General features: G+C 72.5%; 21 protein-coding genes. 13 read left to right on the forward strand and 8 right to left on the reverse strand.

The window, feature by feature from the left end; genetic code table 11:
- Positions 1 to 36 precede the first annotated feature (36 nt).
- Positions 37 to 693, reverse strand: a complete 657-nt coding sequence (locus ACZ5D2_RS14100) for a DUF305 domain-containing protein (RefSeq protein ID WP_371680005.1) — start codon at positions 691 to 693, stop codon at positions 37 to 39.
- A 76-nt stretch (positions 694 to 769) separates the two neighbouring features.
- Between ACZ5D2_RS14100 and ACZ5D2_RS14105 the strand changes: the two genes are divergently transcribed.
- On the forward strand, positions 770 to 2,257 hold the full coding sequence (locus ACZ5D2_RS14105; RefSeq protein ID WP_371680006.1) for an LVIVD repeat-containing protein: 1,488 nt from the start codon (positions 770 to 772) through the stop codon (positions 2,255 to 2,257).
- A 16-nt stretch (positions 2,258 to 2,273) separates the two neighbouring features.
- On the opposite strand, the gene ACZ5D2_RS14110 is transcribed toward ACZ5D2_RS14105, so the two are convergent.
- Positions 2,274 to 2,897: a TetR/AcrR family transcriptional regulator gene (locus tag ACZ5D2_RS14110; protein WP_371680007.1), complete on the reverse strand. Its 624-nt coding sequence runs from the start codon at positions 2,895 to 2,897 to the stop codon at positions 2,274 to 2,276.
- A 230-nt stretch (positions 2,898 to 3,127) separates the two neighbouring features.
- On the opposite strand from ACZ5D2_RS14110, the gene ACZ5D2_RS14115 reads away from it, so the two are divergent.
- Positions 3,128 to 3,925, forward strand: coding sequence for an SDR family NAD(P)-dependent oxidoreductase (locus ACZ5D2_RS14115; protein WP_371680008.1), 798 nt, complete (start codon positions 3,128 to 3,130; stop codon positions 3,923 to 3,925).
- 23 nt (positions 3,926 to 3,948) lie between these two features.
- Here the strand turns inward: ACZ5D2_RS14115 and ACZ5D2_RS14120 are convergent, their stop codons facing one another.
- Both ACZ5D2_RS14120 and ACZ5D2_RS14125 read right to left on the reverse strand, forming a co-directional pair.
- A complete protein-coding gene (locus tag ACZ5D2_RS14120; RefSeq protein ID WP_371680009.1) occupies positions 3,949 to 4,884 on the reverse strand; it encodes a M56 family metallopeptidase in 936 nt (311 codons plus the stop codon).
- 92 nt (positions 4,885 to 4,976) lie between these two features.
- Positions 4,977 to 5,603: a DUF5134 domain-containing protein gene (locus ACZ5D2_RS14125; RefSeq protein ID WP_371680010.1), complete on the reverse strand. Its 627-nt coding sequence runs from the start codon at positions 5,601 to 5,603 to the stop codon at positions 4,977 to 4,979.
- 162 nt (positions 5,604 to 5,765) lie between these two features.
- On the opposite strand from ACZ5D2_RS14125, the gene ACZ5D2_RS14130 reads away from it, so the two are divergent.
- Positions 5,766 to 6,305, forward strand: coding sequence for a GNAT family N-acetyltransferase (locus ACZ5D2_RS14130; RefSeq protein WP_371680011.1), 540 nt, complete (start codon positions 5,766 to 5,768; stop codon positions 6,303 to 6,305).
- A 54-nt stretch (positions 6,306 to 6,359) separates the two neighbouring features.
- Here the strand turns inward: ACZ5D2_RS14130 and ACZ5D2_RS14135 are convergent, their stop codons facing one another.
- Both ACZ5D2_RS14135 and ACZ5D2_RS14140 read right to left on the reverse strand, forming a co-directional pair.
- The gene (locus tag ACZ5D2_RS14135) at positions 6,360 to 7,043 is read right to left on the reverse strand and encodes a glycerophosphodiester phosphodiesterase (RefSeq protein ID WP_468929168.1); all 684 of its coding nucleotides are present in this window, start codon (positions 7,041 to 7,043) and stop codon (positions 6,360 to 6,362) included.
- 192 nt (positions 7,044 to 7,235) lie between these two features.
- A complete protein-coding gene (locus ACZ5D2_RS14140) occupies positions 7,236 to 7,880 on the reverse strand; it encodes a PadR family transcriptional regulator (protein WP_371680014.1) in 645 nt (214 codons plus the stop codon).
- Between the two features lie 49 nt (positions 7,881 to 7,929).
- Here ACZ5D2_RS14140 and ACZ5D2_RS14145 point away from each other — a divergent pair, with 49 nt between their 5' ends.
- The 5 genes from ACZ5D2_RS14145 (at position 7,930) to ACZ5D2_RS14165 (ending at position 13,248) form a co-directional block, all read left to right on the forward strand.
- A complete protein-coding gene (locus ACZ5D2_RS14145; protein ID WP_468929172.1) occupies positions 7,930 to 9,084 on the forward strand; it encodes an LLM class flavin-dependent oxidoreductase in 1,155 nt (384 codons plus the stop codon).
- Positions 9,085 to 9,294: 210 nt separating this feature from the next.
- Positions 9,295 to 10,701, forward strand: coding sequence for a DUF6421 family protein (locus ACZ5D2_RS14150; protein WP_468929175.1), 1,407 nt, complete (start codon positions 9,295 to 9,297; stop codon positions 10,699 to 10,701).
- 26 nt (positions 10,702 to 10,727) lie between these two features.
- The gene (locus ACZ5D2_RS14155) at positions 10,728 to 11,489 is read left to right on the forward strand and encodes an SDR family NAD(P)-dependent oxidoreductase (RefSeq protein ID WP_371680017.1); all 762 of its coding nucleotides are present in this window, start codon (positions 10,728 to 10,730) and stop codon (positions 11,487 to 11,489) included.
- Positions 11,468 to 12,562, forward strand: coding sequence for a threonine aldolase family protein (locus ACZ5D2_RS14160; protein ID WP_371680018.1), 1,095 nt, complete (start codon positions 11,468 to 11,470; stop codon positions 12,560 to 12,562). Before ACZ5D2_RS14155 ends, ACZ5D2_RS14160 begins: the two co-directional genes overlap by 22 nt.
- A gap of 86 nt (positions 12,563 to 12,648) precedes the next feature.
- Entirely contained in the window at positions 12,649 to 13,248 is a 600-nt protein-coding gene (locus ACZ5D2_RS14165; RefSeq protein ID WP_371680019.1) for a transglutaminase-like domain-containing protein, read from the forward strand.
- Here ACZ5D2_RS14165 and ACZ5D2_RS14170 read toward each other — a convergent pair.
- Together ACZ5D2_RS14170 and ACZ5D2_RS14175 are read right to left on the reverse strand one after the other, a co-directional pair.
- A complete protein-coding gene (locus tag ACZ5D2_RS14170; RefSeq protein ID WP_468929180.1) occupies positions 13,184 to 14,458 on the reverse strand; it encodes an MFS transporter in 1,275 nt (424 codons plus the stop codon). The two genes, ACZ5D2_RS14165 and ACZ5D2_RS14170, sit on opposite strands and share 65 nt — an antisense overlap.
- Before the next feature lie 184 nt (positions 14,459 to 14,642).
- The gene (locus tag ACZ5D2_RS14175) at positions 14,643 to 15,365 is read right to left on the reverse strand and encodes a lysophospholipid acyltransferase family protein (RefSeq protein WP_371680021.1); all 723 of its coding nucleotides are present in this window, start codon (positions 15,363 to 15,365) and stop codon (positions 14,643 to 14,645) included.
- Positions 15,366 to 15,581: 216 nt separating this feature from the next.
- Here ACZ5D2_RS14175 and ACZ5D2_RS14180 point away from each other — a divergent pair, with 216 nt between their 5' ends.
- The 5 genes from ACZ5D2_RS14180 (at position 15,582) to ACZ5D2_RS14200 (ending at position 20,284) form a co-directional block, all read left to right on the forward strand.
- The gene (locus ACZ5D2_RS14180; RefSeq protein WP_371680022.1) at positions 15,582 to 15,929 is read left to right on the forward strand and encodes a thioredoxin family protein; all 348 of its coding nucleotides are present in this window, start codon (positions 15,582 to 15,584) and stop codon (positions 15,927 to 15,929) included.
- A gap of 242 nt (positions 15,930 to 16,171) precedes the next feature.
- Positions 16,172 to 16,795, forward strand: a complete 624-nt coding sequence (locus ACZ5D2_RS14185; protein WP_468929184.1) for a flavin reductase family protein — start codon at positions 16,172 to 16,174, stop codon at positions 16,793 to 16,795.
- A gap of 202 nt (positions 16,796 to 16,997) precedes the next feature.
- Entirely contained in the window at positions 16,998 to 17,783 is a 786-nt protein-coding gene (locus tag ACZ5D2_RS14190) for an electron transfer flavoprotein subunit beta/FixA family protein (RefSeq protein WP_030232828.1), read from the forward strand.
- A 57-nt stretch (positions 17,784 to 17,840) separates the two neighbouring features.
- Positions 17,841 to 18,803 carry an electron transfer flavoprotein subunit alpha/FixB family protein gene (locus ACZ5D2_RS14195; RefSeq protein ID WP_266837143.1) on the forward strand — a complete coding sequence of 321 codons (963 nt, stop codon included), beginning with the start codon at positions 17,841 to 17,843 and terminating at the stop codon, positions 18,801 to 18,803.
- A 182-nt stretch (positions 18,804 to 18,985) separates the two neighbouring features.
- Complete coding sequence (locus tag ACZ5D2_RS14200) at positions 18,986 to 20,284, forward strand: DUF6986 family protein (RefSeq protein WP_384933471.1); 1,299 nt, start codon at positions 18,986 to 18,988, stop codon at positions 20,282 to 20,284.
- The last annotated feature ends 257 nt before the right edge of the window (positions 20,285 to 20,541 follow it).

The raw sequence follows: 20,541 nt of genomic DNA on the forward strand, positions 1-20,541 counted from the left end.
CAGGTGCTCCCAGCATGACACCGGGGCCCCGGCCCGTCAGCCCATCGCGCGCATCCGGTGGATCTCGGCGGTCTGGGTGGCCACCACCTCGTTCGCCATCTCCTCGACGGCCCCGTTGTTGCCCCCGGCCAGCGCCTCGCCGGCCATCTTCACGGCGCCCTCGTGGTGGGCGGTCATCAGCTTCAGGAAGAGCCGGTCGAAGTCGGTGCCCCTGGCCCCGGTCAGCTCCTCGATCTGCTGCTCCGTGGCCATGCCGGGCATCGCGCCGTGGTCGTGGGCCGCGGCGCCGGAGCCGGGTGACGGGTAACGGGAGAGCCATTTCTCCATGGCCCCGATCTCGGGCCGCTGTGCGGCCGTGATGCGCTCGGCGAGGCGTTTGACGGCGTCCGAGGAGGCCCGGTCGGGGGCGAGGGCGCTCATCGTCAGGGCCTGGCGGTGGTGTTCGGTCATGTGGCGCACGTAGGTCTGGTCGGCGGCGTTGGGGGTGTCGTCGGGGCGTTCCCTCGCGGCCTGTTCGGGGGAGAGGGTGCGGGACTTCTCGCCCGGTTTGCCGGGGGCCACGACCACCGCGGCGTCTTCGCCGGCCCGTCCGCCGCCGCCGTCGTCGTCCTGGCAGCCGGTGAGTGTGAGGAGGAGTGCGGCGGCCAGAGCCGCCCCCAGGAATCGGCCGAGTAATGCGTTTGCCATGTCCATGGAAAGGAAGATACTGCCGGGGTCCAGGTTCCGTTCCCAGGAGGAGCGAAACGTTCGGGCCCCCACGGGAGGCACAGTGACCACGCTGCACACCGTCAGAGTGCGCCACCGGAGTCTGGGGGTGGCCCTGGCCGCCGCCGGACTCCTCACCACGCTCCTGGCCACCGCCGGACCGGCGGCCGCCACCCCCGACCCCGGCGACCTCACACCGGGAGCGGGTTCCCGGCAGAGCGCCGGCCCCGCGCAGGACCGCGAACTCGCACCCGGAGAGATCCCCGGCAAGGACGAGATCGTGCACAGCCGCAACGTCAAGCCCTTGGCCAACATCCCGAGCGCCAACCCCAACACCATCAACTCAGACCTGGCGTTCCAGGGGAACTACGCCTACGCCGGCAACTACGACGGCTTCACGATCTACGACATCGCCGATCCCAAGTCCCCGAAGGTGGTCACCCGGGTCCTGTGCCCCGGCGGCCAGAACGACGTCTCCGTCTCCGGCGACCTGCTCTTCCTCTCCACCGACTCCTCGCGCAGCGACGACTCGTGCAACAGCGTCTCGCAGCCCGCCACGGAGAAGTCGTCGTGGGAGGGCATCAAGATCTTCGACATCAAGGACAAGAAGAACCCCAAGTACATCAAGTCCGTCGAGACCGCCTGCGGTTCCCACACCCACACCCTGGTGCCGGGGGGCCGCGACATCTACCTCTACGTCGCCTCCTACTCGCCCAGCGAGGCCTTCCCGGACTGCCGGCCGCCGCACGACGGCATCTCGGTCGTCAAGGTCCCGAAGAAGGCGCCGACCCAGGCCGCCGTCGTCGCCTTCCCGGTGCTCTTCCCGGACGGCGGAAACCCCGGCGCGCCCACCAACCCCGGAGTCTCCAAGACCACCGGCTGCCACGACATCACCGTGCTGCCGTCCCAGGACCTGGCCGCCGGAGCCTGCATGGGCGACGGCATCCTCTTCGACATCAGCGAGCCCGAGCGGCCCCGCGTCATCGACAGGGTGCAGGACAACGTCAACTTCTCGTTCTGGCACTCCGCGACCTTCAACGAGCGCGCGGACAAGGTGGTGTTCACCGACGAGCTGGGCGGCGGGGGCGGCGCCACCTGCAACGCGGCCACCGGGCCCAACCGGGGCGCCGACGGCATCTACGACATCACCGGCCGCGGAGACCAGCGCAAACTGGTCTTCAAGGGCTACTTCAAGATCCCGCGCGCCCAGGCCGACACCGAGAACTGCGTGGCCCACAACGGCTCGCTGATCCCGGTCGGCGGAGGCCGCGACATCATGGTCCAGGCCTGGTACCAGGGCGGTGTGTCCGTCTGGGACTTCACCGACTCCACCAGCCCCAAGGAGATCGGCTACTTCGAGCGCGGCCCGCTGAGCACCGACCAGCTCGGCATCGGCGGTTCCTGGTCGGCGTACTACTACAACGGCCACATCTACTCGAACGACATAGCCAAGGGCCTGGACGTGCTGCGGCTCGACGACTGGCGCACCGAGAGCGCCAAGTGGGTCCGGATGGACCGGCTCAACGTGCAGAGCCAGCCCGAGTACCACTGACGGGCCCCGCCCGGAACTACCGGGAGAACGTTCCGCCGGGCGGTCCGCCGTCCGGCGGAACGCCCAGCTCCCAGTCCAGCCCGTACCGCTGGAACAGCTCCGCCCGCAGCCGGGACGCGGGCATCGGCGCCCCCGGCAGCAGCACCGCCACCACCGCCCCCATCAGCAGCGCCCGCAGCAGCGGATAGTCCGTGTCCACGTCCTGCGAGCCGTACCGGACCACGGTGTCGCGCAGCAGCGCCGCGAGCCGCTGCTGCTCGGGGCACTGGATGAACCCGTCCGCCTGGAGGATCCCCGCCATGTGCGTCCGCATCAGCCGCGGCTGGTCGCGGGCCAGCCCCAGGATCGCGTCGACGGCACGGGCGAGCCGCTCGCGGCCGTCGTCGCTGCGCGGCTCGCGCTCCAGCCCCGCCTCCAGCGTCAGGTGCATCAGCCGGTGCACGGCCGACTGCAGCAGCTGCCGCTTGCCGGGGAAGTAGTACGAGACCAGGCCGCGGGCCGCGCCCGCCCGGTCGGCGATGTCGCCGAGCTTGGTCGCCTCGTAGCCGCGCTCGGCGACCAGTTCGACCGTCGCCTGCAGCAGCCGCTCCCGGGAACGTCTGCGCAATTCTTCATTGACCGATGCGCTGCGCGGGGACATGCTTACTCCTGCGTTGACTGGCTCCGAGCCAATATACTCAGCGCGCGGGACCGTCTGCCCGGGGTGACGCGGGGGATCACCCCGGGCAGGCACCCCTTCCCCCCTTCCTTGCGTTCCCTCCTCTCCGCGCTCCGGCCGTCCTCCACCACGGCTCCAGCGGAACCCTTCCTTCCATGCCGCCGTGCCACCGCCGCCGGGCGGGCGACCGCGCACGGGCGCATTCTGGCCAGGTGGAGCGCTCTGCCGAGCCGGAGGAGGAAAGCGACGTGGACGCGGTACTCGAAGGAACGGTCGCCCTGGTCACGGGCGCCTCCAGCGGCATCGGCGCCGCCACGGCCGAGGTCCTGACGGCCCACGGCGCGGCCGTGGCGCTCGTCGCCCGGCGCGCCGACCGGCTGGACGAACTCTCCGCGCGCCTGCGCGCCGCCGGGGGGACCGCGCTCGTCATCGCCGCCGACATGGCGTTCGAGGCCCAGGTGCGCGAGGCCGTCGAGCGGACGGTCACGGAACTGGGCCGGCTCGACACCCTCGTCAACAACGCGGGCCTGATGATCCTCGGGCCGGCCGCCGCCGCCACGACCGACGAGTGGCGGCGCATGATCGACATCAACCTGACCGGACTGATGAACACCACCCACGCGGCCCTGCCCCACCTGGCCGCGGCCGCCGCCGAGGGCTCCCGGCGGGTCGCCGACGTCGTCAACGTCTCCTCGGTCGCCGGCCGCGTCGCCTTCGCCGGCAGCAGCGCCTACTGCGCCACCAAGTACGGGGTCGTCGCCTTCAGCGAGGCCCTGCGCCAGGAGACCGCCGGCCGGCACGTCCGGGTGTCCGTGGTGGAGCCGGGCAGCGTGGACACCGAGCTGCGCGACCACAACAGCCCCGAGGTCCAGGAGGCGCTCACGCGCCGGTTCGGCGCGATCGAACGGCTCCAGGCCCGGGACGTCGCCGACACGATCGGCTACGTCGTCACCCGCCCCCGGCACGTGGCGGTGGCCGAGCTGCTGGTGCGCCCCACCGAGCAGGTCTGACCCGGCCCGCCCCGGGCGCCGTCCTACGCCAGCGCGCTGAGCCCCGGTACGAAGGCCACCAGCAGCGGCACCGCGGGCGCCAGGGTGGCCAGGGCCGTCAGCCGCAGCCTGCGGCCCGCGGAGAGACGGGGTGCGGGGGTCAGCAGCCGGCGCACCCGCTGCGGTACGTGGGCCTGCGTCGGGCAGGGGCCGAAGACGCCCCGGTCCTCGTTCAGCCCGACCAGCGCCAGGGCCACCGTCAGCCGCCCGTAACGCCGCGAGGCCATGTCGTCGGCGGCCAGCTCCACCAGCCGGTGCATCTCCGCCTCGAACGCCGCGAACACCGGCACCTGGGGGAACCCCTGGGACAGCGCCCGCGAGCAGTGCAGCAGCCAGTCGTGCCGCGCCGTCACGTGGCCCTGCTCGTGCGCGAGCACCGCGTCCAGCTGGCTGCCCTTGAGCCGGCCCAGCGCCGCGGTGGTCACCACCAGCCGGGGAGCGGCTCCCGGCTGCCACCAGGCTTCCGGACGCGGGCCCTCCAAGACCACCAGCTTCGTCCCCGCGGGGTCCTCGCCGGGCAACAGCGGGGCGCGCAGCTCCAGTTCGGCCCCGCTCGTGCGCCGCCGGGCCCGTGCCCGCAGCACCTCCCGGGTCAGCATCGCCCCGGTCCACAGCCCTCCGCAGGCCAGTGCGAGGGCCGTCCCGGTGGCCCACCGTCCGCCTCCGGCCCCCAGCCCGTACGCGTCGACCACCCCGTGGGGCGCCGCCGCGAAGAGCCGGCCGCGCACCGCCTGCCAGGCGGCGGCCGCGCTGAGCAGCATGGACAGCGCCAGGCACAACAGGGTGGCACCCACCACGCACTGCCACGCCCACAGCGCGACGACGGGTTCACGCTCGGGCCATCGGGCCCGGGCCAGCAGGCGGGGCGCGAGGAACGCGGTCAGAGCGCCGAGCAGCAGAAGGGCGGCGGGGACCATCATGTCCGCCAGCCTATGAGTGGCGCACTTCCCGCGGGTACGCTCCCGGGACATTGGTGACGCAGGACACGTTCGGCTCCCGGTCCGGCGGGGCCTCACATGGTCAGCAGCATCGCCAACATCCCCGTCCCCATGGCGAGTCGGCAGGCCCGCGCGAGGTCGTCCACGCCGCTTTCCGCGTCCACCCCGCTTTCCGTGTCCGCCCCGCTTCCCCCGGCCGCGCGGATCCCGGCCCCCGCCCCCGCCGCGCTCCCCGCCCCCGCCGCGGCGGGCAGGGCGCCGGCGCCCGCCGTCACCAGCCGCGCCCCGCCGAGCAGCACGTACCCGGCGTAGTAGACGAGGAGCGCACCCGTCACCGATGGCAGCCCCGCCCGGACGTGCCCGTGCTCAGGCCCGCCGCCGAGCGTCAGCGCCATGTAGGCCATCGCGAGCGAGCCGACCAGGTGGTGCGCGTGGTGCACCCCGTCGCGCAGCAGCCACAGGGCGTGGACCGAGGCCGCGCAGAAGACCGCCAGCAGGACCGGCGGCCCCCAGGATCCCGTCCCCACCGGCACGGCCATCACCGCCATCCCCAGGCCCATCACCGCCTCGCCCCCCGCCGCCCCGCGCGCCCGTCGCTCCGCTCTGCGCGCCCGCAGCAGACAGTACGTACCGCTCACGGCGCACAGCAGGACCAGCAGCCAGGCGGAGACGGCGGAGGCGGAGAAGGGGGAGAGGGGCATCGCGGGACCGTGCACGGCGGAACCTCCCGGTTCGTCGGCGTCACCGGAAGGGATGCCCGCCCGGCGGCCCTCTCACGCAGCGCTCACGGGGCCCCGCGTTAGGCTCTCCCTGCCGCACCCGGCGCGCCCGTGCGCGCCGCCGCACCGAACGGAGCCCTCCCGATGCCGACCGCCCCCTCCGCAGCCCTGAGTTTCCGCGGCGCCGTGGACGCCGACGTACCGGAGCTGGTGGCTCTCGTCGAGTCCGCCTACCGGGGGGACGCGAGCCGGGCCGGCTGGACCACCGAGGCCGACTTCCTCGACGGGCAGCGCACCGACCCCGACGGAGTCCGCGCGGTCATCGCCAACGCGGACGCCGTCCTCCTCGTCGTCGAGCGGGCCGGCGAGCTGATCGCCTGCTGCCAGCTCGAACACCGTGGTGACCACGTCTACTTCGGCATGTTCGCCGTCCGCCCCGGGCTCCAGGGCGGCGGCCTAGGCAAGGAGATCATGGCGGAGGCCGAGCGCCGCGCCCGCGAGACGTGGGACGCCAAGGAGATGCGGATGACGGTGGTCAACGTACGGGAGGAGCTCATCGCCTACTACGTGCGCCGCGGCTACGAGCGCACCGGCGAACTGAGCCCCTTCCCCTACGGTGACGAGCGCTTCGGCGTGCCGCTCCGCGACGACCTGGCCTTCGAGCTGCTCGTCAAGGCCCTCTGAGGACCGCTGCCGGGACCGCTCCGGAGGTTCCGGCGTTCCGGCGATTCCGGCCGCTCACGCCGTGAAGCGGCCCGTGCTGCGGATCTCCGGGAAGTCGGTGGCGGCGCCGTCCAGTTGCAGGGCCCGCGCCAGCCGCAGCTGGTCCAGCGTGTTGACCGTCCAGCCCGTCACCCGCAGTCCGGCCGCGTGCGCCGCCTCCACCGTCTCCAGGGAGATCCGGCGGATGTCGAGCGCGAGGGTCCGTGCCCCCGCCGCCCGGCCCAGGTCCACGACGTCCTCCCGGTGCCCGGCGACCCGCAGGACGGTGCGGACGCCCGGGGCCCGGTCGGCGACGGAGGTGAGGAGGCCGCCGTCACCGGAGGCCACCTCCACCCGTGAGGTCAGGTCCCGGCGCACGACCAGCTCCGCGAGCGCCCGGGCGGCGCCCCGGTCGTGCACCGCCACCAGGAGCGGGGGCCGCACGGCGTCGAGCACCTCGTCCAGGAGCGGTACGCGTTCGCCGTCGCCGGCGTCCAGTCCGCGCAGTTCGGCCAGGGTCAGGTCGGCGACGGCGCCCGCGCCGTCGGTGGTGCGGTCGACCTCGGCGTCGTGCAGGACGACGAGGGCGCCGTCCTTGCTGAGACGGACGTCCAGCGCGATCACGTCCATCCCGCAGCGTTCCGCGCGGACGAACGACCGCACGGTGTTCTCCGGTTCGACGCCCATGACCCCGCGGTGACCGATGGTGAGGAAAGTCAAGGTTCTCTCGCTTCCGTCGACGGCGGCTCGGCGCGCGTTCGCGGTGTCCCTTCCGGCCGCGCGCGCGGTGAGGTCGCATGCTAGTGCGCCGCGGTCACGAGGGGACCGGCCGTGCAAGGCCTCGCGGAAGCCCCCCGGCCGCTTCCCGACAGGGCCGTGCGCGCCGGGCGGCGCCGGGGAGCCCCTGCCGCGTCACCCGGGCGTGGGCGAGTCCCCGTCGGCTTGACGGCCGGGGTCCGCGAGGGCCCCGGCGGCCGGGTCGGCGGGCCCGGCCTGCGCGAGGTCCGCCAGCAGGGCCTCGGCGAGTTCCAGTTCGGCCAGGTGCTGGCGCTCGCTCCAGCGCAGGGCCAGCGCGGGGAAGGCCCACTCCGGGACCTCCGTCGCGTGCGCCATGGCCTCCCGTACGGCGGCCAGCTCGGCCAGCGTCCGGTCCATGTGCTCCTCCACCATCGCGCGCAGCCGCTCCGGCTCCGACAGGTGCCCGAGCCAGACGCGCAGCAGCAGCCCGTGCTTGAGCACCGGCGGGCCCGCCTCGGCCGTGTCCGAGGCCCAGCCGGCCAGGGCGGCGCGCCCCGCGTCGGTGATGGCGTAGCGGCGCTTGGCGCGGACCTCCTCGGGTCCCGAGCGCACGGAGGCCGCGTAGCCGAGCTCCTCCAGCCGCCGCAGTTCCGCGTAGATCTGGCTGATGGCCGGAGACCAGTAGAAGAAGCGCAGGGAGGAGTCCGCCCACTTCTTCAGTTCGTACCCGGTGCGCTCCCCGGGGAACGACAGCAGGCCGAGGACGGCCCACGCGGTCGGCGGGAGCTCTTGCTTGTTCGAGGTCTGACTACTAGTCATATTTCGAATAGAAGTGAGTCCGGGCAGTGGACGCGATCCTGGAGGCACCGTGATTTTCTCCGTCATCTTCGAAGCTCAGCTCGCCGACCCGACCGTGGAACGGGAGCACCAGGTGATCCGCGACTGCGTCGAGCAGGCGGTGCTCGCCGAACGCATGGGATTCGACCGGATCTGGGCCGTGGAACACCACTCCTTGAAGTGGTACTCCCACCTGTCCGCCCCGGAGGTCTTCCTGAGCTACGTCGCGGCCCGGACGCACACCATACGCATCGGGCACGGCGTCGTGTGCATGCCCTTCAACTTCAACCATCCGGTCCGGGTCGCCGAGCGCGCCGCCATGCTCGACCTGCTCTCCGGCGGCCGCCTCGACCTGGGCGCCGGGCGCGGTGGCACCGCGCAGGAGACCTCGCTCTGCGGGGTCGACCCGCTGCGCACCACCGCCGAGGTGGAGGAGGCGCTGCGGATCATCGGCAAGGCCTGGCAGGAGGACGAGCTGGAGTACCACGGCCCGCTCGTGGACATCGACCCGCACCCGATCCTGCCGCGCCCGGCCCAGAGGCCGCACCCGCCGCTCTTCCTCGCGTGCAGCCGGGGCGAGACCCTGGTGCGGGCCGCCGAGCTGGGGGTCGGGGTGCTGGTGATGGGCTTCGCCGGGCCGGAGGCGGTCGCGGGGATGCGGGCCGTGTACGACGGGGCGCGCGAGGCCCGGGACGGCGGCGCGTTCGTCTCGACGGTCGTCAACGACCACTTCTCCGTGCTCTGCCCGACGATCGTGCTCGACGATCCCGAGGAGGCCCGGCGGATCGGGGTGCGGGGCCAGCGCTTCTTCGCGCAGTCCATCGGCCACTGGTACGGGGGAGCCGGCGTCCCGGACGAGGCGGTGGAGGAGAGGGGTGACGAGGAGGCCCGGATGCGCGGGGCCGCCGAGCAGGTCGTGGCCCGGCTGCACGAGCTGGACATCCCGGTCCGGCCCACCGCCACCGCCACCTTCAACGCCGATCACGCCTATGGGAGCGCGGAGGAGGCCATCGCGTACGTGGAGCGCCTGCGGCGGGCGGGCGCCGACGAGGTGATGTGCCTGATCCAGATGGGCACGGTGCCGCAGGAGGCCTGCCTGGAGACCATTCGGCAGTGGGGGGAGAAGGTGATCCCGCACTTCACGGGCAAAACGGGCGCTCGGGGTCCCTCTGTCAGCGGTGTGTGAGGTATTCCACCGACGGCGCTCCAGGCACCCCGGATACCCCTTCGAGTCTTGGAGCGTCTAGGCGGAGTGGTGGCCTCCACCCATACGGACGGGAAGAATTTCGGTGGAGAAGGGGGTCGGGCAGGATAATTTCCCGCATTCCCTCTTGAGTGGGAGAGCCACGCATGCATACGCTGTCTTGACGTGAGGTTCTCCTGTGGAGGAAGTGACATGACGGAAACTCTTGTGCCGGGTGCCGGCGGTGCCGTGATAACCGCTGGGACGCGGGTGGTCGACCACCCTGCGTGGCTCGCGCTCAAGGCCGCCGTGGAGGAGATCCGCCCCTGGCAGTCCAAGGACGGTTCGATCGACTTCGAGGCGGCCGGAGCCCCCGCCCCGGTCGACGTCGAGTCCGCCGTGGAGCGGGCCGTCGACGCCGTGGAGACGCTGTCCCCGCTGCTGCCGCACGCCGCCGTGTACCACCGTGCGCTCGTCGCCGACCTGCGCAAGTGGGTCGCGGACGGCTTCAGGGTGCCGGACTTCCTGGACTCCCTGCTGGCCTTCCACCCGGCCGCTGAGCGCGCCGACGGGCTCCAGCACCTCGTCGTCTTCCCCATGTACACGCAGAACGGCAACCTCGACCGCAACTTCGAGGCCGTCGTCCTGAAGATGGTGTGGCCCGAGTGGCTCTCCGAGCTGGAGCGCACCCGGTACGACAACCCGCTGTTCCTCGGCATCACCTTCGAGGACTTCACCCCGGGCTACGACACCCACTCCGCCGTGCTCTTCCCGGAGACCATCGCCGTCCGCGAGGCCCCCGAGCGCTTCACCTGGGGCGGCATCTTCTGCGACCGCGAGGCCGCCCGCTACCGCAAGGTGACCGAGGCCGCCGTCGACATCCTCGGCATCGAGCTGCCCGAGGACATCGCCCGCATGGTCGAGGACCAGGAGCGCTGCGAGAAGGCCTTCGTCCTGTGGGACATGGTCCACGACCGCACGCACAGCCACGGCGACCTGCCGTTCGACCCCTTCATGATCAAGCAGCGCCAGCCGTTCTGGATGTACGGCCTGGAAGAGCTGCGCTGCGACCTCACCGCCTTCAAGGAGGCCGTGAAGCTGGAGTCCGAGGGCAACGAGCACGGCCGTGACGTCCAGTACGCCGTCCTCTTCGACCGGATGTTCCGCTTCCCGGTCTCGGGCGACCGCAACCGCAACTACGACGGCCTCGGCGGCCAGCTGCTCTTCGCGTACCTCCACAAGCACGACGTCGTGCGCTGGACGGACAACAAGCTGAAGATCGACTGGATGCGGGCCCCGCAGGTCACCAACCAGCTGTGCGCCGAGATCGAGGACCTCTACCGGGCCGGCATCGACCGCCCGAAGCTCGTCCACTGGTTCAAGGCGTACGAGCTCGTCTCCACCTACCTCGCCCCGCACCCGGGCTCCAAGTGGGCCAAGGGTCCCGACGCCCTCGACCTGACGCAGCCGCCGCGCAAGCTCGTCGACGACGTGCTCGCGGACGAGTTTCCGCTCAGCATGTTCTATGAGGCCCTCGCCAAGAAGCTCAAGGGTGTGATCGCCTCGACCAAGGGCATCACCGCCCTGAACGCCGCAACGGCCGAGCGGGCCGACGCGTGAGCACTCGCCCTCAGGAGGCTGCACAGATGAACGGCTCCGGGAACGGCAACGGCGCGCTCCGTGGAGCGGTGGTGGCGGTGGCCGGGGCCGCCGGCCCCGCCGGCCGCGCCACCCTGCTCCGCCTGGCCGAGGCGGGCGCCACCGTGGTCGCCGCCGACGCGGACGCGGCACGGCTCGCGGAGGCCGTCGACGCGGCCCGCTACGCCCACGGCGGCGCGACCGTCACCGGCGACACCGTCGACCTGCTCGACCTGGAGGCCACCAAGGCCTGGGCCGAGCGCACGGAGAAGGAGTTCGGCCGGATCGACGGCGTCGTCCACTTGGTCGGCGGCTGGCGCGGCAGCAAGACCTTCACCGACGTGGACCTCGCGGACTGGGGCTTCCTGGAGAAGCTCCTCATCCGCACCGTCCAGCACACCTCGCTCGCCTTCCACGACGGCCTGCTGCGCAGCGACCGTGGACGCTACGTGCTGATCAGCCAGTCCGGCGCGCACAAGCCGGTCGCCAACAACGCCGCGTACAACGCGGGCAAGGCGGCCGCCGAGGCCTGGACCCTGGCCATGGCGGATTCCTTCCGCAAGGCCGGGGGCGAGGACGGTCCGAGCGCCGCGGCTGCGATCCTGGTCATCAAGGCACTGGTGCACGACGCGATGCGCGCCGAGCGTCCCAATGCGAAGTTCGCGGGCTTCACCGACGTCAAGGAGCTGGCCGAGGCCATCGCCGGCGTGTGGGAGCGGCCCGCCTCCGAAGTGAACGGACAGCGTCTGTGGCTCACCCCGCAACCGTGAGGACCGAGACCGGCAAGACCGACGCCCGGCGTCACCACGACCCGGCCGTGCGCGGATTCGCCAGCGACAACTACGCGGGCGTGCACCCCGAGGTGCTCGCCGCCGTCGCGCTCGCCAACGGTGGCCACCAGGTCTCCTACGGCGAGGACGAGTACACCGAACACCTGCAGAAGATCTTCCGCAGTCACTTCGGGCCGTCCGCGCAGGCCTTCCCGGTCTTCAACGGCACCGGCGCCAACGTCACGGCCCTCCAGGCCATGACCGACCGCTGGGGCGCGGTGATCTGCGCCAAGACCGCCCACATCAACGTGGACGAGGGCGGCGCGCCCGAGCGGATGGCGGGCATCAAGCTGCTCGCCGTACCGACGCCGGACGGCAAGCTCACCCCGGAGCTGATCGACCAGGAGGCCTGGGGCTTCGAGGACGAGCACCGGGCGATGCCCCAGGTCGTCTCGATCACGCAGAACACCGAGCTCGGCACGGTCTACACCCCGGACGAGATCAGGGCGATCTGCGAGCACGCGCACGGCCTCGGCATGAAGGTGCACCTCGACGGTGCCCGGATAGCCAACGCCGCGGCCTCGCTCGACGTGCCGATGCGCACCTTCACCAACGCGGTCGGCGTGGACGTGCTGTCGTACGGCGGCACGAAGAACGGCATGATGTTCGGCGAGGCCGTGGTGGTGCTGAACCCGGACGCGGTCCGGCAGATGAAGCACATCCGCAAGATGTCGATGCAGCTCGCCTCCAAGATGCGGTTCGTCTCGGTGCAGCTGGAAGCGCTGCTCGCGAAGGACCTGTGGCTGCGCAACGCCCGCCACGGCAACGCGATGGCGCAGCGGCTCGCGGCCGGTGTGCGCGAGACCGACGGGGTGGAGATCCTCTACCCGGTGCAGGCCAACGCCGTCTTCGCGCGGCTCCCGCACGAGGTCACGCGCCGGCTCCAGCAGCGCTACCGCTTCTACTTCTGGGACGAGGCGGCCGGTGACGTCCGCTGGATGTGCGGCTTCGACACCCAGGAGGAGGACGTCGACGGCTTCCTCCAGGCGCTCAAGGAGGAGCTGGCCCGGTAGCCACCTCCCCGCACAAAACTGAATACGTATGCCTCCGACCGCAAATCTATTGATCTGCGGTCGGAGGCATGCCTATGCTGCGGATCATGGAACTCATCCAGCAGGACCCGGATATCCACGCCTATTTGGCGTCCGACGAAGCCATCGACCACTGGCATCCCCTGGTGCAAGAAACCGCCGACGTCCTCTGGATCGCCACCGGCGACGCATATTCATACGCCGAAGCCGCCTTCGAATTCGTCCGCGACACGATCCCGCACTCCGCCGACTCCGGGGACACGCGGGTCTCCTGGCGCGCCTCCGACGTGCTGGGCACGCGCAACGGCATCTGCTACGCCAAATCCCACGCCCTCGTCGCCCTGCTGCGCGCCCAGGGGATCCCCGCGGGCCTCTGCTACCAGCTGCTCGCCGACGACGACGGCTCCCGTGCGGTGGTCCACGGCCTGGTGGCCCTGCGGCTGCCCGGCGGCGAACGCTGGGCCCGCGTCGACCCCCGGGGCAACAAGCCCGGTGTCGACGCCCGGTTCACCCTCGACCACGAGCGGCTCGCCTTCCCCGTGCGCCCGGAACTCGGCGAGGTCGACTACCCCGAGCTCCACGCGGCCCCGCACCCCGCCGCGCTCAAGGCCCTCCGGGAGTCCGCCGACCGGCAGGAGCTGTGGCGGAAGCTGCCGGCCGCCCTGTAGCCGGGACCCGTGCCACCCGCCCGCGCGCCGACACCAGCAGGTGCAGTGCGGCGGCCGCGAGCTGCAGCACGGCGATCCCGAGCAGCAGCGTCCACGGAGGCGCACCGGCGGCCAGCCCGACCAGGGCGGCACCCGACGAAGCCGCCGTCACCTTCAGCCCCGCCCCCAGGGTGAACACCTGGGCCCGCACCGCGCCCGGGGCGTGCTCCGAGCGGATCCGCAGCGTGGCCGTCAGAAGCGGCCCGTCGCACACCCCCGCCGCCGCGAACGCGGCCGCCGTCAGCGCGACCGACGGCGCGAACGCCGCCACCCCGAGAGCGGCCCCCGTCCCCGCCATGGCCCAGCGGGCCAGCCGGCCCGGCGCCACCGACGTCAGCCGGCCCAACGTCAGCGACCCGGCCAGCGCACCCACCGCGAAGGCCGTCATCAACACCCCGCCCGCGCCGGGCCGGCCGAGCCCGCGGGCCAGCAGCACCGAGGTGGTGGTCAGCGCCCCGACACCGACGAAGGCCAGTGTCGTCGCCGAGGTGATCGCCCGCAGCTCCCGGACCCGCCACAGCGTGGCCAGCCCCGCGCCCAGACCGGCCCTGGGCGCCTTGCCCGGCGGGCCCGCGCCCGGGCCCTCGTACGCGTCCCCCCGGGGGCTCCCGTTCGGCCCCTCGTACGGCAGGGACGCGGCCAGGGCCGCCGCCAGTGCCGCGGAGACCGCCAGCACCCCCATCGCGGGCCCCGCCGAGACCATCGCCCCGGCCAGGCCGACCGCCGCCGGGGCCGTGACCGAGGCCGCGTTGTACGTGGAGGCGTCCCAGCCGTACGCCCGGTCGCGCCCCGGGCCCTGCGGGACCAGCCCCGCCACCAGGCTCGACAGCCCGCCCGTCACCACCGGCCCGCAGGAACCGCCCAGTACCGCCACCGCGATCACCACCGGCACCGGGGCCCGGCCCAGCAGCGCAGCCAGGGCCGCCACGGCGGCCGTGAAACCGGCCAGCGCGCCCGCGTAGAACAGCCGGGGCCGGCGCGCCCGCGCCGCGGCGGCGCCCGCCAGCGGCGCGGCCAGCACGTGCGGGGCCATCCAGGCCGTCAGTACGAACGCCCCGTGCGCGGCGCTCCCCGTCCGCTCCAGGGCCAGCAGCACCACACCCATGCCCATGCCCTCGGAGGCGAAGCGAGCGGCGAGTGCCGCTGCCAGATACCGCCCGAACCCGCCCACCGGCGAACCCCCTCCGCGTCCCGGTCACGTGCTGCGTGATCAGGACGTTACGCCGGACGGGTGAAGGGCGGAAGGATCCTCGGGGGGCGCCCGGTGGGCTCGAACATCGGCACGGGGAGTGAGCCGGCCGACGGCGCGTGCGCGGCCGGAGCGCCCCGGTGGACCGCCCCCGCCGGGAGGTGGGTCAGCCGGCTTCCTTGACCTGCGCCGCCGTCGGGGCCGTGCCGCCGAGGTGCGCGGGCAGCCACCAGGAGTCCTCGGGGCCCTTGGGCTTGGCCGGGTAGGCGGCCTGCGCGGCGTCCAGCAGCTCCTGCACGCGCTCGCGCAGACGGCGCGTGATGGCGCCCGCGTACTGGTCGGCCGGGGCCTCCAGGGGCTCGCCGACGCGCATCGTCACCGGGATGTGGCTGCGCTTGAGGTCCTTGGGCCGGCCCTTGGTCCACAGCCGCTGGGTACCCCACAGCGCGACCGGGATCAGCGGGACACCGGCCTCCTGCGCCATGCGCGCGGCACCGGACTTGAAGCTCTTGAGGGTGAAGGACTGGGAGATCGTCGCCTCCGGGAACACCCCGATGATCTCGCCGGAGCGCAGCGAGTCCAGCGCGCGCTGGTAGGCGTCCTCACCCTGCTTGCGGTCCACCGGGATGTGCTTCATCGCGCGCATCAGGGGGCCGGACACCTTGTGCCGGAACACCGACTCCTTGGCCATGAAGCGGACCAGGCGCTTCTGCGGCCGCGCGGTCAGGCCCGCGAAGATGAAGTCGAGGTACCCGATGTGGTTCGACACCAGGACCGCCCCACCCTTGCGCGGGATGTTCTCGGTGCCCTTCATGTCGATGCGGATGTCCAGCGCACGGAAGAGGGTGTGCGCGGCGCCGATCACTGGGGGGTAGACGAGCTCAGCCATGGTGGGGAGACCCCGCTTTCTGCCTGGGGAGGTGCTCCCGGCCGGAAGTTACGGAAGCGTAGGTACGCGACCATGGGGATGGTGCCCCAAACGCGGCGCGCTGGCCAGCCCAGACGCCCGCGCCCGGGGAGATTCTCGTCACGCGGGGAATGCGCGGCGACGGACGAGTGCTGCGATCAGCGTACGTACATACGGACGGGGCGGACGGGAGCGGGCGTGCAGGGGCGCGAACAGGGTGGTCGGGGCGCGGGCGGACAGGGCCCGCTGGGCGCCGCCGAGCTGGGGGAGGAGCCGGGGGAGCGGGCGAGTCTGGTCCAGTTCTCCAGCGCCTTCTGCCAGCCCTGCCGGGCCACCCGGCGGATCCTCTCCGAGGTCGCCGCCATGGTCGACGGGGTCGCGCACATCGAGATCGACGCCGAGCGCAACCTCCCCCTGGTGCGGGCCCTCGGCATCGAGAAGACCCCGACCGTGCTCGTCCTGGACTCCGCCGGGCGGATCGTCCGGCGTGCGGCGGGGATGCCGCGCAAGGCGGACGTGATCGCGGCCCTGGGGGCCGCGGTATGACGGGCGCGCCGGTCCGTGCGCCCGCACGCAGCGTGACGCGCCTGACATCTGACCGTCGCGGCTTGACTGTGTACACGTGAGATCGCCAGGCTGACGACATGCGGTATGAACTCCTGCTCCACGGGCGGGTCCACGTGGACCTCGTCCGCCACGCGAGCGCGCGCTGTCGGGACCACTGAACGCCCCCGGCCCCCGATCCCTCGACTGCGCCCGCGATCCCCGCGGCAGAAGGAAGTCTTCCCATGACGGCCCCGACGCTCCCGACGGCCTCGTACGCACCTTTCGCCCCTGACGCCTCCGCCGCATCCGACGCCACCGGCGGTGCGGACCGGGCGGCCCCCGTCGGGGCCGTCGACGGGTCCCCCGGTCCCCGGGGCGGCCCGGCCCGGCCCGGATCGCCGGAGCTGCTGCGCTCGGTCTTCCGCCGCCACGCCGCCGGTGTCGCCGTGATCACCGCGGAGTCCGGCGGCCGGCCCGCCGGATTCACCGCGACCTCGCTGAACTCCGTCTCGGCGGAACCCCCGCTGCTCTCGTTCACCATCGGCACCGGCTCCTCCAGCTGGCCCGCCGTACGGGACTGCGAGTACCTCGGCGTCCACATACTCGGTGAGCACCAGCGGGAGCTGGCCGGCCTCTTCGCGCGCAGCGGGGCGGACCGCTTCGGCCCGGGCACCGGCTGGGCCGCGGGGCCGCACGGCGTGCCGCTGCTCGACGGGGTGCTGGCGTGGCTGGTGTGCCGGGTGGTGGCCAGGGTGCCAGCCGGTGAGCATCGTGTGATCATCGCGGAAGCGGTGGCCGGGGACCCGGCGGGCGAGGGCCGGCCGCTGCTGTACCACCAGGGACGCTTCAACGCGTTGCGCGACTGAATCGTCCCTGCTGGGGTGGGTTCGGGCGGCGTTGGCCAGATCACAGTTCAGTGGCCTTGCCTCCGGGGAGGACCCGTTGTGTACTGACGAGTAACATTCCCTTCGGAGCGCGGGCCGCCCCGACCGGGATCCGCCCCACAAGGCGCCTATGCTGCCTGCACAAGGCGGTACCAGTAAAAGACGATGCGGTAGGAGAGTCGGCGTGAGCCTGAGGATCGTTGTCTGTGTGAAGTACGTGCCCGACGCCACCGGTGACCGGCACTTCGCCGATGACCTGACCGTGGACCGCGACGACGTCGACGGCCTGCTGTCGGAGCTCGACGAGTACGCCGTCGAGCAGGCGCTGCAGATCGCCGACGAGGCGGACGACGCCGAGATCACCGTTCTGACGGTGGGCCCCGAGGACGCCAAGGACGCGCTGCGCAAGGCGCTGTCGATGGGCGCCGACAAGGCCATCCACGTCGAGGACGACGACCTGCACGGCAGCGACGTCATGGGCACCTCCCTGGTGCTCGCCAAGGCGATCGAGAAGGCCGGCTACGACCTGGTCATCACCGGCATGGCGTCGACGGACGGCACCATGGGTGTCCTCCCGGCGATCCTGGCCGAGCGCCTGGGCGTCCCGCAGGTCACGCTGCTCTCCGAGGTCAAGGTCGAGGACGGCACCGTGACCGGCCGTCGCGACGGTGACTCCGCGAGCGAGCAGCTCGAGGCCTCCCTCCCCGCCGTCGTCTCCGTGACCGACCAGTCCGGTGAGGCCCGCTACCCGTCCTTCAAGGGCATCATGGCCGCCAAGAAGAAGCCGGTGGAGTCCTGGGACCTGGACGAGCTGGACATCGAGGCCGAAGAGGTCGGTCTCGAAGGCTCCTGGACCGCGGTCGACTCCGCGGCGCAGCGTCCGGCCCGCACCGCCGGCACGATCGTCAAGGACGAGGGCGAGGGCGGCAAGCAGCTGGCCGAGTTCCTGGCCGGCCAGAAGTTCATCTAAGAACTTCAGCCCCCTTAGTAGCCCCCAGACACTTCGCAATCGCAGGAGAGCAGTCCCATGGCTGAAGTTCTCGTCTACGTCGACCACGTGGACGGCGCCGTCCGCAAGCCCACCCTCGAGCTGCTGACGCTGGCCCGCCGCATCGGCGAGCCCGTCGCCGTCGCCCTCGGCGCCGGTGCCGAGGCCACCGCCGCCGTGCTCGCCGAGCACGGTGCGGTCAAGGTCCTCACCGCCGACGCCCCCGAGTTCACCGAGTACCTCGTCGTACCGAAGGTGGACGCGCTCCAGGCCGCGTACGACGCCGTCTCCCCGGCCGCCGTGCTCGTCCCGTCCTCCGCCGAGGGCAAGGAGATCGCCGCCCGCCTCGCCGTGCGCATCGGCTCGGGCATCATCACGGACGCCATCGACCTGGAGGCCGGTGACGAGGGTCCGGTCGCGACGCAGGCCGCCTTCGCCGCGTCGTTCACCACCAAGTCCCGCGTCTCCAAGGGCACCCCGGTCATCACCGTGAAGCCGAACTCGGCCCCGGTCGAGGCCGCTCCGGCCGCCGGCGCCGTCGAGGCGCTCGCCGTCACCTTCGGCGCCCTGGCCACCGGCACCAAGGTCACCTCGCGCACCCCGCGCGAGTCGACCGGCCGTCCGGAGCTGACCGAGGCCGCGATCGTCGTCTCCGGCGGCCGTGGCGTCAACGGCGCGGAGAACTTCCACATCATCGAGGACCTCGCGGACTCCCTCGGTGCGGCGGTCGGCGCCTCCCGCGCCGCCGTGGACGCCGGCTGGTACCCGCACTCCAACCAGGTCGGCCAGACCGGCAAGTCGGTCTCCCCGCAGCTGTACATCGCCTCCGGCATCTCCGGCGCGATCCAGCACCGCGCCGGCATGCAGACCTCGAAGACCATCGTGGCCATCAACAAGGACGCCGAGGCCCCGATCTTCGACCTGGTCGACTACGGCGTGGTCGGCGACCTCTTCGAGGTCGTCCCGCAGCTGACCGGCGAGATCAAGGCGCGCAAGGGCTAACCCCCGGGTCACTCGCTGACCTGCGTACTCTCCGCCTCCGGGGCCGTGTGGTGATTGTCACCGCACGGCCCCGAGTCGTTTGTCCAGGACGGCGGAGGCACCATTGACGGAGCGGAACCCCGTGGCTAAATTCTGCTATGCGGATCTAAGCTTCCGTGAAGCGGAAAAGAGGAGAGTGCACGATGGGTCAGCAGGAGAAGGTGGCGACGAGCCTCGCAGGCGCGGTCAGCGAGGGCATCAGCGCCTCCCTGGCGCCGGTGGACGCGGAACTCGCGCGTCACTACCCGGGCGACCCCGGCACCCGTCAGCCCATCCACACCGTCTACGTGCCCGGTGACGTCTTCGCCGCCGACACCATCCGCTCCTGGGGCGACCAGGCCCTGGCGGCCCTCGACGAGCACGCCCCGGACGCCGCCACCTTCGCCAAGGTGCTCGGCATCTCCGACGAACTGGCCGTTCCCGTCTACGACCGCGTCCGCGCCAAGCTCGCCTCCGAGCCCATCGAGGACCTCCGCGTGGACTTCGAGGACGGCTTCGGCGTCCGCTCCGACGAGGAGGAGGACCAGGCCGCGGCGCGCGCCGCCCGCCTCGTCTCGGAGGCCTTCGCCAACGGCACCAACGCCCCGTACATGGGCATCCGCATGAAGTGCATGGAGTCCAACGTCCGCGACCGCGGCATCCGCACCACGGACGTCTTCCTCTCCGGCCTCCTGGAGCACGGCGGCCTCCCCGAGGGCCTCGTGCTGACCCTCCCCAAGGTCACCTACGCCGAGCAGGTCAGCGCCTTCGTCAAGCTGCTGGAGGCCTTCGAGACCAGCCGCGGCCTGCGCCCCGGCCGGATCGGCTTCGAGATCCAGATCGAGACCAGCCAGTCCATCCTGGCCTCGGACGGCACCGCCACCGTCGCCCGGATGATCGAGGCCGCCAAGGGCCGCGCCACCGGCCTGCACTACGGCACCTTCGACTACAGCGCCTGCGTCGGTGTCTCGGCCGCGTACCAGGCCAGCGACCACCCGGCGGCCGACCACGCCAAGGCGATCATGCAGGTCGCGGCCGCCGGCACCGGCGTACGCGTGTCCGACGGCTCGACGAACGTCCTGCCGATCGGCACCACCGACAAGGTCCACGAGGCCTGGAAGCTCCACTACGGCCTCACCCGCCGCGCCCTGGCCCGCGCCTACTACCAGGGCTGGGACATGCACCCCGGCCACCTCCCGACCCGCTACGCCGCGGTGTTCACGTTCTACCGCGAGGGCCTGGAAGCCGCGGCGGCGCGCCTCAAGGCGTACGTGGCCAAGATCGAGGGCGACGTGATGGACGAGCCCGCCACCGCGAAGGCCCTGGCCGGCTACCTGGTCCGCGGCCTGGACTGCGGCGCGGTCGGCGCCGACGAGGTCACCGCCCTGACGGGCCTGACCCGCGCCGAACTCGACGCCTTCGCCATCCCCCGCCGCTCGGCCACCCTGACGGCGACCGCCTGACCGCCCGCCGCCGGGGATGCCGAGCGTGCGGGACAAGCCCCGCAGGCTCGCGGACATCGCGCAGAAGTGCGACCGCTTCGTCAACGCGGCCGGCGTTCCGACCTCGACGGGGCCGGCGGGACGCCCCTCCGGCAGGCGGAGCGGGTCGCCTGCGCCCGTTCCCTGCGCGACCGGCCCGGTGAGGGGGAACGGCCGCAGCCGCCGGACGCGCCCGGTGCCGCACTCGCCCGGCGTCTGACGACGTTGCCGGACCTGGA

It is taken from the genome of Streptomyces sp. NPDC031479, from assembly GCF_055581065.1.